Below are 12,651 nucleotides of genomic sequence, written 5' to 3'. Positions count from 1 at the left end.
CGGAGCAGAGAGCGGGCTAAACAGCCCCGCTCTCGATTCGCGTCACGTGTTATTCGGTTTCCAGATCGATATCGATGCCGAGGGAACGAATTTCTTTGATCAACACGTTGAAAGACTCGGGCATGCCCGGCTCCATACGGTGATCGCCGTCCACGATGTTTTTGTACATCTTGGTACGGCCGTTCACATCGTCCGACTTCACTGTGAGCATTTCTTGCAGAGTGTATGCAGCACCGTATGCTTCCAGTGCCCAGACCTCCATCTCCCCGAAACGCTGACCACCGAACTGAGCCTTACCACCCAGCGGCTGCTGGGTAACCAGGCTGTACGAACCGGTAGAACGAGCGTGCATCTTATCGTCTACCAAGTGGTTCAGCTTCAGCATGTACATGTAGCCAACAGTAACCGGGCGCTCGAACTTGTTGCCGGTACGGCCGTCGAACAGCTGCATCTGGCCGCTTTCTGGCAGGTCTGCCAGTTTCAGCATGGCCTTGATTTCGCTTTCCTTGGCACCGTCGAACACCGGGGTAGCCATTGGAACGCCGCCGCGCAGGTTCTTCGCCAGATCCAGGATCTCCTGGTCGGAGAAAGTGTCCAGCTCTTCTTTGCGGCCGCCGATCTCGTTGTAGATCTCGTGCAGGAACTTACGCAGGTCTGCGACCTTGCGCTGCTCTTCGATCATACGGTTGATCTTCTCGCCCAAACCTTTAGCCGCGAGGCCCAGGTGGGTTTCAAGGATCTGACCAACGTTCATACGCGAAGGTACGCCCAACGGGTTGAGGACGACGTCGACCGGGGTGCCATTGGCATCGTGCGGCATGTCTTCAACCGGCATGATCACGGAGACCACACCTTTGTTACCGTGACGACCGGCCATCTTATCGCCCGGCTGGATGCGACGACGGATTGCCAGGTAAACCTTGACGATTTTCAGCACGCCTGGAGCCAGGTCATCGCCCTGCTGCAGTTTGCGCTTCTTGTCTTCGAACTTGTCGTCCAGCAGACGGCGGCGATCAACGATATAGGCCTGAGCCTTCTCGAGCTGCTCGTTCAGAGCATCTTCAGCCATGCGCAGTTTGAACCACTGCCCATGCTCAAGACCGTCGAGGATTTCGTCGGTGATGTCCTGACCTTTCTTCAGACCTGCGCCGCCTTCGGCCTTGTGGCCTACCAGTGCGGAACGCAGACGTTCGAAGGTCGCGCCTTCAACGATACGGAACTCTTCGTTCAGATCCTTGCGGATCTCGTCGAGCTGGGTCTTCTCGATGGACAGTGCACGAGCATCACGCTCAACGCCGTCACGGGTGAAGACCTGTACGTCGATGACAGTACCCTTGGTACCGGTAGGTACACGCAGGGAAGTGTCTTTAACGTCGCTGGCTTTTTCACCGAAAATGGCGCGCAACAGCTTCTCTTCCGGAGTCAGTTGAGTCTCGCCTTTCGGGGTGACCTTACCAACCAGGATGTCGCCTGCGCCAACTTCAGCACCTACGTAAACGATACCGGCTTCGTCCAGCTTGTTCAGTGCAGCCTCACCCACGTTCGGGATGTCTGCAGTGATTTCCTCAGGCCCAAGCTTGGTGTCACGCGCCACACAGGTCAGTTCCTGGATGTGGATCGTGGTGAAGCGGTCTTCCTGAACCACACGCTCGGACAGGCAGATGGAGTCTTCGAAGTTGAAGCCGTTCCACGCCATGAACGCGATGCGCATGTTCTGACCCAGAGCCAGCTCACCCATATCGGTGGACGGGCCGTCGGCCATGATGTCGCTACGCTGAACGCGATCACCCTTGCTCACCAGCGGACGCTGGTTGATGCAGGTGTTCTGGTTCGAGCGGGTGTATTTGGTCAGGTTGTAGATGTCGACACCGGCTTCGCCAGTTTCAACTTCGTCATCGGCAACACGAACCACGATACGGCTGGCATCAACGGAGTCGATCACGCCGCCACGACGAGCCACGACGCAAACGCCGGAGTCACGGGCTACGTTACGCTCCATGCCGGTACCTACCAGCGGCTTGTCGGCACGCAGGGTCGGTACAGCTTGACGCTGCATGTTGGAACCCATCAACGCACGGTTGGCGTCATCGTGCTCCAGGAACGGGATCAGCGACGCTGCGACCGAAACTACCTGCTTGGGCGATACGTCCATCAAGGTGACGTCTTCCGGCGCCTTGACGGTGAACTCGTTCAAGTGACGAACAGCTACCAACTCGTCGATCAGGACTTTCTTGTCGTTCATCGTGGCCGAAGCCTGAGCGATCACGTGATCAGCTTCTTCGATGGCGGACAGGAACACGATCTCGTCGGTGACCAGAGCGTCTTTCACCACACGGTACGGGCTCTCGAGGAAGCCGTACTGGTTGGTGCGCGCATAAGCGGCCAGGGAGTTGATCAGACCGATGTTCGGACCTTCCGGCGTTTCGATCGGGCATACACGACCGTAGTGCGTCGGGTGAACGTCACGAACTTCAAAGCCAGCACGCTCACGGGTCAGACCGCCCGGGCCCAGTGCAGAAACACGGCGCTTGTGGGTGATCTCGGAGAGCGGGTTGTTCTGGTCCATGAACTGCGAGAGCTGGCTGGAACCGAAGAACTCTTTCACCGCCGCAGCCACTGGCTTGGCGTTGATCAGGTCTTGCGGCATCAGGCCTTCGCTTTCAGCCATCGACAGACGCTCTTTGACCGCACGCTCAACACGTACCAGGCCAACGCGGAACTGGTTCTCGGCCATTTCGCCTACGCAGCGAACACGACGGTTACCCAGGTGGTCGATGTCATCGACGATGCCTTTGCCGTTACGGATGTCGACCAGGGTCTTCAGCACCGCAACGATGTCTTCCTTGCACAACACGCCCGAACCTTCGATCTCGGTACGACCGATACGACGGTTGAACTTCATCCGGCCTACAGCAGACAGGTCATAGCGCTCTGGGCTGAAGAACAGGTTGTTGAACAGGGTTTCGGCAGCGTCTTTGGTTGGTGGCTCGCCAGGACGCATCATGCGATAGATCTCGACCAGCGCTTCCAATTGGTTGCTGGTGGAGTCGATCTTCAGGGTGTCGGAGACGAACGGACCGCAGTCGATATCGTTGGTGTACAGGGTCTCGATGCGAACAACCTGAGCCTTGGCGATTTTGGCCAGGATCTCGGTGTTCAGCTCGGTGTTGCACTCGGCCAGGATCTCGCCTGTAGCCGGGTGAACGATGACCTTGGCAGTGGTGCGACCCAGGACGTAGTCCAGAGGCACGTCCAGCGACTTGATACCGGCTTTTTCGATCTGGTTGATGTGGCGCGCAGTAATACGACGGCCAGCCTCAACAATGACCTTGCCCTTCTCATCCTGGATGTCCAGGACCGCAATTTCACCACGCAGACGCGAAGCAATCAGTTCCAGGCTGAGGGTTTCATCCTTCAGGCTGAATACGTTGGTGGTGTAGAAAGCGTCCAGCACCTGCTCGGTGGTATAGCCGAGCGCGCGCAGCAGTACCGAGGCCGGCAGCTTGCGACGACGGTCGATACGCACGAACACGCAGTCTTTCGGGTCGAACTCGAAGTCCAACCACGAACCACGGTACGGAATGATCCGCGCGGAGTACAGGAGCTTACCGGAGCTGTGCGTCTTGCCACGGTCGTGATCGAAGAACACGCCAGGGGAACGGTGCAGCTGGGAAACGATTACACGCTCGGTACCGTTGATAACGAAGGTACCGTTCTCAGTCATCAATGGGATTTCGCCCATGTAGACTTCTTGCTCTTTGATGTCCTTGATCGCTTTGTTCGACGATTCTTTGTCGAAAATGATCAGACGAACTTTTACCCGCAAAGGTACGGCGTACGTAACACCGCGCAACACGCATTCTTTGACATCAAATGCCGGTTCGCCCAGGCGATAACCGACGTACTCCAGCGCAGCATTGCCGGAGTAGCTGATGATCGGGAAAACGGATTTGAAGGCCGCATGCAGGCCCACGTCGCGGAACTGATCTTTGGTCGCTCCCGCCTGCAAGAATTCACGATACGAATCCAGCTGGATAGCCAGAAGGTACGGGACATCCATGACGTCCGGCAACTTGCTAAAGTCCTTGCGGATACGTTTTTTCTCAGTATATGAGTAAGCCATCAGCGTTCCCCAGCTTGGTCACCTGCTTGTTTGGCCCTCCCGACGGGAGCAGCCAGAAAATCTTGCAAACCCCATGGTTTGCACCACCGCATCGGGTGGCTACAGCGCGTTAGTGGCGGCGACCGAGTCGACAGCCAAGAACGGAAAAAGGCCGGTGGCAAGAGCCACCAGCCATCAGCCTTCAGCTTAACGCTTGGGCTGGAAACGCAAGGTCGATGCTTACTTCAGCTCGACTTTAGCGCCTGCTTCTTCCAGTACTGCTTTGGCTTTTTCAGCTGCTTCTTTGGCAACAGCTTCCAGAACCTGGGCAGGAGCGCCGTCAACTACAGCCTTGGCTTCTTTCAGGCCCAGACCGGTCAGTTCACGTACTGCCTTGATCACGTTTACTTTCTTCTCGCCAGCTTCCAGCAGCATGACGTTGAATTCGGTTTGCTCTTCAACAACGGCAGCAGCAGCAGCTGGACCGGCGGAAGCAGCGGCAGCGGAAACGCCGAATTTTTCTTCGAAAGCTTTGATCAGCTCAACAACCTGCAGAACCGACATTTCAGCTACGGCGTTGAGGATATCGTCTTGGGAGATAGACATTGCTGTATTTCCTGAATTGGGGGACGGCCTACGCGGCCATCGAAATAAACAAAAATACGCGAGAGAAAGTGCTCAGCCTTAGGCTGCGGCAGCTTCTTTTTGCTCGCGAACTGCAGCCAGAGTACGAGCCAGCTTGCTGGTAGCGCCTTGAATCACGCTCATCAGCTGCGAAATAGCTTCGTTACGGGTCGGCAGTGTTGCCAGTACGTCGATTTGGTTAGCTGCGAGGAACTTGCCCTCGAACGCAGCTGCCTTGATCTCGAACTTATCCTGACTCTTGGCGAATTCCTTGAACAAACGGGCAGCAGCGCCTGGATGGTCCTTGGAGAACGCGATCAGAGTCGGGCCCGTGAACACGTCGTTGAGGACACTGTATTCAGTGTCAGCAACAGCGCGCTTGAGCAGGGTGTTACGTACAACACGTACGTATACGCCAGCTTCACGAGCCTCTTTACGGAGTCCGGTCATAGCGCCTACTGTCACACCACGGGCATCAGCCACGACAGCGGACAGAGCAGCTTTGGCAGCCTCGTTGACTTCAGCGACGATGGCCTTCTTGTCTTCGAGATTAATTGCCACGGGTTTAACTCCTGCTTGTTACCGTTTCATCTGGCCTAGGCCGGATGTCGTTTTGGTGTCTGATTCGGTAAGGAACCGGGAGCACCATCTGCGTAGGCTTGATGGTTTAAGACTTGCGTCGCCTACGGTCTTGGATAGCCCCCGCCAGGCAGGGACCCCAATTTTTCAACTGGCACGATCACTCGCGCCAATTTGTGTCTTATACGTCCAGCGAACCTTGGTCGATGACCAGACCTGGGCCCATAGTGGTGCTCAGGGTAACGCGCTTGACGTAGATGCCTTTCGAGGAAGCTGGCTTGATACGCTTCAGATCAGCGATCAGGGCTTCAACGTTTTCCTTCAGCTTGACGGCGTCGAAGCCAACCTTGCCAACGGAGGTGTGAATGATGCCGTTTTTGTCGGTGCGATAACGAACCTGACCAGCCTTGGCGTTTTTAACCGCGGTGGCTACGTCTGGCGTTACGGTACCGACTTTCGGGTTAGGCATCAGGCCACGTGGGCCCAGGATCTGACCCAACTGACCTACAACGCGCATTGCATCCGGGGAGGCAATTACTACGTCATAGTTCAGGTCGCCGCCTTTCATTTCGGCAGCCAGGTCGTCCATGCCAACGCGATCGGCGCCAGCGGCCAGAGCAGCTTCAGCTGCCGGGCCTTGGGTGAAGACAGCAACACGTACAGTCTTGCCAGTACCGTGTGGCAGCACAGTAGCGCTACGAACGACCTGGTCGGATTTACGTGGGTCAACACCCAGGTTTACAGCAACGTCAACGGACTCGCTGAACTTGACAGTCGACAGCTCGGTCAGCAGGGCGGCAGCGTCTACAAAGTTGTAGGACTTGCCCGCTTCGATTTTGCCGGCGATAGCCTTTTGGCGCTTGGTCAGCTTAGCCATTACACACCCTCCACGTTAAGGCCCATGCTACGAGCAGAACCGGCGATGGTACGCACGGCTGCATCCATATCAGCTGCAGTCAGATCCGCGTTTTTGGTTTTCGCGATTTCTTCCAGCTGAGCACGAGTTACAGTGCCAACCTTAACGGTGTTCGGACGAGCGGAACCGCTAGTCAGACCAGCAGCTTTCTTCAACAAAACCGAAGCCGGGGTCGACTTGGTTTCGAAAGTGAAGCTACGGTCGCTATATACAGTGATGATCACTGGAGTCGGCAGACCTGGCTCAATACCCTGAGTACGGGCGTTGAAGGCCTTGCAGAATTCCATGATGTTCACGCCGTGCTGACCCAGAGCTGGACCGACGGGTGGGCTAGGGTTGGCCTGAGCGGCCTTCACTTGCAGCTTGATGTAAGCGGTAATCTTCTTGGCCATGAGGCACTCCAATTACGGGTTCAAGCGCCTCGAAAGGCTCCCCGGTTACTTGCGCGTTTATCCCAGTGACGACAAAACCCCACAGCCTAAGGCTGCGGGGTTGGGATGCTTTGCCAGCTAGACCTTCTCGACCTGGCTGAACTCCAACTCTACCGGAGTAGAGCGACCGAAAATGAGCACTGCCACTTGGATCCGGCTCTTTTCGTAGTTAACTTCTTCGACAGTACCGTTGAAATCAGCAAACGGACCATCTGTGACACGAACAACTTCGCCCGGCTCGAACAATGTCTTCGGCTTCGGCTTGTCGCTACCGTCAGCAACACGACGCAGAATCGCTTCTGCCTCTTTGTCGGTGATCGGCGCAGGCTTGTCAGCGGTACCGCCGATGAAGCCCATCACGCGAGGAGTGTCCTTGACCAAGTGCCAAGTACCCTCGTTCATGTCCATCTGTACCAGCACATAGCCAGGGAAGAACTTGCGTTCGCTTTTGCGCTTCTGGCCATTCCGCATTTCAACCACTTCTTCAGTGGGAACCAGAATTTCGCCGAAGCCATCTTCCATGCCTGCCAGCTTTACGCGCTCTAGCAAAGAGCGCATGACATGCTTCTCGTAACCCGAGTAAGCATGCACAACGTACCAACGCTTAGCCACGGGACACCCTTAGCCAACAATCAAGGAAACAAGCCAGCCGAGCAGGGAATCAAGCCCCCACAACAGCAACGCCATAACCAAAACAACAGCCACAACAATCAGCGTGGTCTGCGTGGTTTCTTGGCGAGTCGGCCAAACGACTTTACGTATTTCGGTGCGAGCTTCCTTTACCAGTACAGCGAAAGACTTACCCTTTACAGTCTGCAGACCAATGAAGACAGCCACAGCAGCAAGGGCGAGCAATACGAGTACGCGATACAGGATCGGCGAAGCAGAATAGTACTGATTGCCAACAACGCCTACGACCACCAAAGCGACGACAGCGAGCCACTTAACCAGATCGAAACGAGAGCTTTGAGCTTCAGCCTTAGGAGTCATCTATGAAGATCCTGTGAAAAGAAAGCCAGACACACCACGTGAATCTGGCAGGTCAGGAGGGAATCGAACCCCCAACCTACGGTTTTGGAGACCGTCGCTCTGCCAATTGAGCTACTGACCTAAAACAAAATCAGGCCGACCATTATGCAGGCCTGAAAAAGACTTTACAACAACCAACCCCAAGAGACTTGAAACAACCCAGCAAAACCAGGTAAAACAGAATCAAGCCGAGACAGCTGTTAAAACAAAGGCAGATATTTTCATATCTGCCTTGTTATATGGAGCTCTTGAGCGGATTTGAACCGCTGACCTCACCCTTACCAAGGGTGTGCTCTACCAACTGAGCTACAAGAGCGAAACATCTTGCACAACCTGCAAACTTGGAGCGGGTAGCGGGAATCGAACCCGCATCATCAGCTTGGAAGGCTGAGGTTCTACCACTAAACTATACCCGCGGAGCTTGCAGCTCACGCTAAAAATGGTGGAGGGGGAAGGATTCGAACCTTCGAAGTCGTAGACGTCAGATTTACAGTCTGATCCCTTTGGCCGCTCGGGAACCCCTCCTAAGCGAGCCGGCATTTTACATTACGCCGACCTTCTGTCAAGCATTTTCTCATTAAAAATATGAGGTTAGCTGCGTGACGATCGCTTCACACCAACTCCCCTAAAGGGTCATCACTGTGGAGCGGGCGCCATTCTATGCAAACTATTCGACAGTTGCAATGCCTTCGCACGGCATTATTTTATGTTTTAACTCATTGAATTCATTAGCAAGGCTTTCAAACGGCAGATCGTCAGCCAGGCGGCGACTTTCAGGCGCCACGCGCAACCAAAAAGCAGGCACACCTGCGGCAAGCATTTGCTGGATCCTCACCTTGATATCCAGGCTGATCAGGCGCTGCTCAAGGAACTGCGCCTGCTCCTGACTGGCAAAACCGCCGATATACAAGCAACCAGCGGACACCTCTGGAGCCCGGGACCGATCACGGCGCGTCATTGCTTCAGCTGACTCACTCAGCAACTGAATATCCTGCTGAGAGCCCTTGTACAGCGCCAGGGGCGTTACATCCTTCGCACGCAACGGAGCCTCTTGCTGGTGCCAGACGTAATAAAAGACATTGAGAACCAGCAACAACAGAAACAACCAACGCATAAAAACCTCAAGACAAAGGGCACGCCATCGCCAAGCCAACAAATACAAGGTCCGGAACGAAGCGAGCACCCGGCAAGGCGTCGGCTACCAGCTCAGCATCCCCACCCGTAAGGAAAACCGAGAAATCCTCCCCCCAGTAACTGCGGGCCAACTCCAGCTGTGAGTGAGCAAAACCGCGGAGCATAAGCGTACAACCCCGCTCAACAGCTTGCGCAGTCGTACGCCCAGGCACCAGGCTTTCCAGCGCACGCTCAGCTGCAACGTCGTCATACCGTATTTTACGGGTATGGGTTCGCAGCTGATTACGCATCAGCGGCATGCCAGGACAGATAAATCCTCCAAGATGCTCCCCATCTGCCGTAATAAAATCGGCCGTGGCGGCTGTACCAAAATCTAGTACCAAGCATGCTCCAGAGGCCAACTGGAAGCCCCCAAGCATCGCCAGCCAGCGGTCAAGCCCCAGGCGGGCATACTCGTCATAACCATTGCGCACACCCGCCATCTCACGCGATGGCGCAGCACAACTGATAGAGACACCAAAGGCCGCAACCAAAACGCCGACCAGGCGATCCGTCTCTTCCAGGGCGCGCACGCTGACTAACCTGCAGTGTTGCAGCGAAAGACCGATCAGCGAATGAAGAGCACCCAGCAGCGCCACATCGGAATCAACAACGCCCTCAGCAAAAACGGCTGCCTGGCTTGCCTCGAGGACTCGCCACTTGATGAAGCTATTCCCACAGTCGAGCTCAAGAATCATCACGCAACCTCAGGCTTAACTCACCACCACTGTATGTTTTCTCAACACCATTTACGTCGAGACGCAGGGCGCCTTGATCATCAATGCCCAGCACGATGCCGTCTACCTGGTTAACACCTGCGATCAACGACACAGCCTTACCCTGCCAGAGATGATTCTGCTGCCACTCATCCCGGATTACCGAGAAACCAGAGTCCCTATGGCGCTCCAAATAAGCCTGCAATGCCTGACTCAGATGAGCGACCAGATGATTTCGATCCACCGAACGACCTGTTTCGAGCTGTATCGATGTCCACTGCTGATCAACCTCCTCAGCGCTCTGCATGTTGGCGTTAATACCAATACCGAGCACTACATGACAGACATCAGCAGGATCACCGACCAGCTCAAGAAGGATGCCTGCAACCTTCTTCGACCCAACAAGAACGTCATTCGGCCATTTCAAACCTGAGCCATGGACACCAACGTCTCGCAAGGCTCGCATGACCGCCAAGCCCACAACAAGGCTCAGCCCCTCAAGCTGGCGCATCCCCCCATCGATACGAAGCACAAGGCTGTAGTAAAGGTTCTGCGCAAATGGACTGACCCACTTGCGCCCTCGACGCCCCCTGCCTGCAGTCTGCCGCTCCGATAGAACCAGGAATGGCGCCGCCTGCCCCGCATCGATTAGACGCAACGCCTCTGCATTAGTGGAGTCGATGGTATCCGATATGAAAATCGAACCAGCGCAGATCGACGAGCTCAAGGTGATCTCGTCAGCATTCAATAGAACCAGAGGGGATGCCAATTGATAGCCCCTCCCCCTGACCTTATGAATTGTCAGATCCAGCTCAACCTCCAGATGCTGGAGCTGCTTCCACACAGCACTGCGACTGACACCCAGGGCTGCGCCTAGCGCTTCACCCGAGTGGAATCGGCCATCTTTCAGAAGTGTTAACAACGTCAGCATGCAAGTCTCGCCTCACAATGAGGCACGCATGATAGCTATGCGTAGAGCCATTGCATAGAAAGCAAGCAAGGACTTCAATTGGACAACCCACCAGCCCTGTCGCACTTTTCTACCGCCCAAAACAAAACCCCAACTGCTTTCGCAATTGGGGTTTCGGAATTTAATCTTGACGATGACCTACTCTCACATGGGGAAACCCCACACTACCATCGGCGATGCATCGTTTCACTGCTGAGTTCGGGATGGGATCAGGTGGTTCCAATGCTCTATGGTCGTCAAGAAATTCGGGTACTGAGTCGTGGCCAGCTGGCCTCGCTTCAGCAAATTGGGTATGTAATAGAATTCGGTGTTTGCAAGAATCGAACTTTCGGTTCGTTTCGTCTTCACACACCGCAATCTGGCTCTGCTCTTTATTCAAGAGTAGTCAAATTGCTTGGGTGTTATATGGTCAAGCCTCACGGGCAATTAGTATTGGTTAGCTCAACGCCTCACAGCGCTTACACACCCAACCTATCAACGTCGTAGTCTTCGACGGCCCTTCAGGGAACTCAAGGTTCCAGTGAGATCTCATCTTGAGGCTAGTTTCCCGCTTAGATGCTTTCAGCGGTTATCTATTCCGAACATAGCTACCCGGCAATGCCACTGGCGTGACAACCGGAACACCAGAGGTTCGTCCACTCCGGTCCTCTCGTACTAGGAGCAGCCCCTCTCAAATCTCAAACGTCCACGGCAGATAGGGACCGAACTGTCTCACGACGTTCTAAACCCAGCTCGCGTACCACTTTAAATGGCGAACAGCCATACCCTTGGGACCGGCTTCAGCCCCAGGATGTGATGAGCCGACATCGAGGTGCCAAACACCGCCGTCGATATGAACTCTTGGGCGGTATCAGCCTGTTATCCCCGGAGTACCTTTTATCCGTTGAGCGATGGCCCTTCCATACAGAACCACCGGATCACTAAGACCTACTTTCGTACCTGCTCGACGTGTCTGTCTCGCAGTCAAGCGCGCTTTTGCCTTTATACTCTACGACCGATTTCCGACCGGTCTGAGCGCACCTTCGTACTCCTCCGTTACTCTTTAGGAGGAGACCGCCCCAGTCAAACTACCCACCATACACTGTCCTCGATCCGGATAACGGACCTGAGTTAGAACCTCAAAGTTGCCAGGGTGGTATTTCAAGGTTGGCTCCACGCAGACTGGCGTCCACGCTTCAAAGCCTCCCACCTATCCTACACAAGCAAATTCAAAGTCCAGTGCAAAGCTATAGTAAAGGTTCACGGGGTCTTTCCGTCTAGCCGCGGATACACTGCATCTTCACAGCGATTTCAATTTCACTGAGTCTCGGGTGGAGACAGCGCCGCCATCGTTACGCCATTCGTGCAGGTCGGAACTTACCCGACAAGGAATTTCGCTACCTTAGGACCGTTATAGTTACGGCCGCCGTTTACCGGGGCTTCGATCAAGAGCTTCGCGTTAGCTAACCCCATCAATTAACCTTCCGGCACCGGGCAGGCGTCACACCCTATACGTCCACTTTCGTGTTTGCAGAGTGCTGTGTTTTTAATAAACAGTCGCAGCGGCCTGGTATCTTCGACCGGCATGAGCTTACGGAGCAAGTCCTTCACCCTCACCGGCGCACCTTCTCCCGAAGTTACGGTGCCATTTTGCCTAGTTCCTTCACCCGAGTTCTCTCAAGCGCCTTGGTATTCTCTACCCAACCACCTGTGTCGGTTTGGGGTACGGTTCCTAGTTACCTGAAGCTTAGAAGCTTTTCTTGGAAGCATGGCATCAACCACTTCGTCACTCAAAGAGTAACTCGTCATCAGCTCTCGGCCTTAGAATCCCGGATTTACCTAAGATTCCAGCCTACCACCTTAAACTTGGACAACCAACGCCAAGCTGGCCTAGCCTTCTCCGTCCCTCCATCGCAATAACCAGAAGTACAGGAATATTAACCTGTTTTCCATCGACTACGCTTTTCAGCCTCGCCTTAGGGACCGACTAACCCTGCGTCGATTAACGTTGCGCAGGAAACCTTGGTCTTTCGGCGTGGGTGTTTTTCACACCCATTGTCGTTACTCATGTCAGCATTCGCACTTCTGATACCTCCAGCAAGCTTCTCAACTCACCTTCACAGGCTTACAGA

At 54.8% G+C, this 12,651-nt stretch carries 10 protein-coding genes, 4 tRNA genes and 2 rRNA genes (1 of these 16 cut by a window edge); all 16 read right to left on the bottom strand.

All coding sequences use genetic code 11. The features are described from left to right. Positions 1–49 precede the first annotated feature (49 nt). On the bottom strand, positions 50–4,123 hold the full coding sequence (gene rpoB, locus HKK57_RS12745) for a DNA-directed RNA polymerase subunit beta (protein ID WP_029299252.1): 4,074 nt from the start codon (positions 4,121–4,123) through the stop codon (positions 50–52). A gap of 219 nt (positions 4,124–4,342) precedes the next feature. Next, positions 4,343–4,708, bottom strand: coding sequence for a 50S ribosomal protein L7/L12 (gene rplL, locus HKK57_RS12740; protein WP_029299250.1), 366 nt, complete (start codon positions 4,706–4,708; stop codon positions 4,343–4,345). 78 nt (positions 4,709–4,786) lie between these two features. Then, positions 4,787–5,287 (bottom strand): 50S ribosomal protein L10, encoded by a 501-nt coding sequence (gene rplJ, locus HKK57_RS12735; protein ID WP_003176433.1) that lies wholly within the window; start codon positions 5,285–5,287, stop codon positions 4,787–4,789. A gap of 199 nt (positions 5,288–5,486) precedes the next feature. Then, positions 5,487–6,182 (bottom strand): 50S ribosomal protein L1, encoded by a 696-nt coding sequence (gene rplA, locus HKK57_RS12730; RefSeq protein ID WP_003176434.1) that lies wholly within the window; start codon positions 6,180–6,182, stop codon positions 5,487–5,489. After that, positions 6,182–6,613 (bottom strand): 50S ribosomal protein L11, encoded by a 432-nt coding sequence (rplK, locus tag HKK57_RS12725; RefSeq protein ID WP_003210097.1) that lies wholly within the window; start codon positions 6,611–6,613, stop codon positions 6,182–6,184. The genes rplA and rplK overlap by 1 nt, the downstream gene beginning before the upstream one ends. Before the next feature lie 117 nt (positions 6,614–6,730). Then, positions 6,731–7,264, bottom strand: coding sequence for a transcription termination/antitermination protein NusG (gene nusG / locus HKK57_RS12720; protein ID WP_003176436.1), 534 nt, complete (start codon positions 7,262–7,264; stop codon positions 6,731–6,733). 9 nt (positions 7,265–7,273) lie between these two features. After that, positions 7,274–7,642 (bottom strand): preprotein translocase subunit SecE, encoded by a 369-nt coding sequence (gene secE / locus HKK57_RS12715; protein ID WP_029299242.1) that lies wholly within the window; start codon positions 7,640–7,642, stop codon positions 7,274–7,276. 45 nt (positions 7,643–7,687) lie between these two features. Then, a tRNA-Trp gene (locus HKK57_RS12710) sits at positions 7,688–7,763 on the bottom strand. A gap of 158 nt (positions 7,764–7,921) precedes the next feature. Next, positions 7,922–7,997 (bottom strand) — tRNA-Thr (locus HKK57_RS12705). Between the two features lie 26 nt (positions 7,998–8,023). Further along, a tRNA-Gly gene (locus HKK57_RS12700) sits at positions 8,024–8,097 on the bottom strand. A 24-nt stretch (positions 8,098–8,121) separates the two neighbouring features. Continuing rightward, positions 8,122–8,206: transfer RNA gene (locus tag HKK57_RS12695), tRNA-Tyr, on the bottom strand. Between the two features lie 142 nt (positions 8,207–8,348). Continuing rightward, positions 8,349–8,795: a hypothetical protein gene (locus HKK57_RS12690; protein ID WP_169390245.1), complete on the bottom strand. Its 447-nt coding sequence runs from the start codon at positions 8,793–8,795 to the stop codon at positions 8,349–8,351. A gap of 7 nt (positions 8,796–8,802) precedes the next feature. Then, positions 8,803–9,552 carry a pantothenate kinase gene (locus tag HKK57_RS12685; protein WP_029299238.1) on the bottom strand — a complete coding sequence of 250 codons (750 nt, stop codon included), beginning with the start codon at positions 9,550–9,552 and terminating at the stop codon, positions 8,803–8,805. Further along, the gene (gene birA, locus HKK57_RS12680; RefSeq protein WP_169390244.1) at positions 9,542–10,501 is read right to left on the bottom strand and encodes a bifunctional biotin--[acetyl-CoA-carboxylase] ligase/biotin operon repressor BirA; all 960 of its coding nucleotides are present in this window, start codon (positions 10,499–10,501) and stop codon (positions 9,542–9,544) included. Before birA ends, HKK57_RS12685 begins: the two co-directional genes overlap by 11 nt. A gap of 164 nt (positions 10,502–10,665) precedes the next feature. After that, positions 10,666–10,781: ribosomal RNA gene (gene rrf / locus HKK57_RS12675) — 5S ribosomal RNA — on the bottom strand. A gap of 164 nt (positions 10,782–10,945) precedes the next feature. After that, positions 10,946–12,651: ribosomal RNA gene (locus HKK57_RS12670) — 23S ribosomal RNA — on the bottom strand; it runs 1,185 nt beyond the window's last position.

Origin of the sequence: Pseudomonas sp. ADAK21, from assembly GCF_012935735.1 — a bacterium.
GTDB lineage: Bacteria > Pseudomonadota > Gammaproteobacteria > Pseudomonadales > Pseudomonadaceae > Aquipseudomonas > Aquipseudomonas proteolytica.
The sequence above is the reverse complement of the archived record's forward strand: the minus strand, read 5'-3'. Positions and strand labels throughout refer to the sequence as shown.

Coding starts and splice junctions, on each gene's coding strand:
- rpoB (WP_029299252.1), bottom strand. CDS start 4,123: ATGGCTTACTCATATACTGAGAAAAAACGTATCCGCAAGGACTTTAGC.
- rplL (WP_029299250.1), bottom strand. CDS start 4,708: ATGTCTATCTCCCAAGACGATATCCTCAACGCCGTAGCTGAAATGTCG.
- rplA (WP_003176434.1), bottom strand. CDS start 6,182: ATGGCTAAGCTGACCAAGCGCCAAAAGGCTATCGCCGGCAAAATCGAA.
- rplK (WP_003210097.1), bottom strand. CDS start 6,613: ATGGCCAAGAAGATTACCGCTTACATCAAGCTGCAAGTGAAGGCCGCT.
- secE (WP_029299242.1), bottom strand. CDS start 7,642: ATGACTCCTAAGGCTGAAGCTCAAAGCTCTCGTTTCGATCTGGTTAAG.
- HKK57_RS12690 (WP_169390245.1), bottom strand. CDS start 8,795: ATGCGTTGGTTGTTTCTGTTGTTGCTGGTTCTCAATGTCTTTTATTAC.
- HKK57_RS12685 (WP_029299238.1), bottom strand. CDS start 9,552: ATGATTCTTGAGCTCGACTGTGGGAATAGCTTCATCAAGTGGCGAGTC.
- birA (WP_169390244.1), bottom strand. CDS start 10,501: ATGCTGACGTTGTTAACACTTCTGAAAGATGGCCGATTCCACTCGGGT.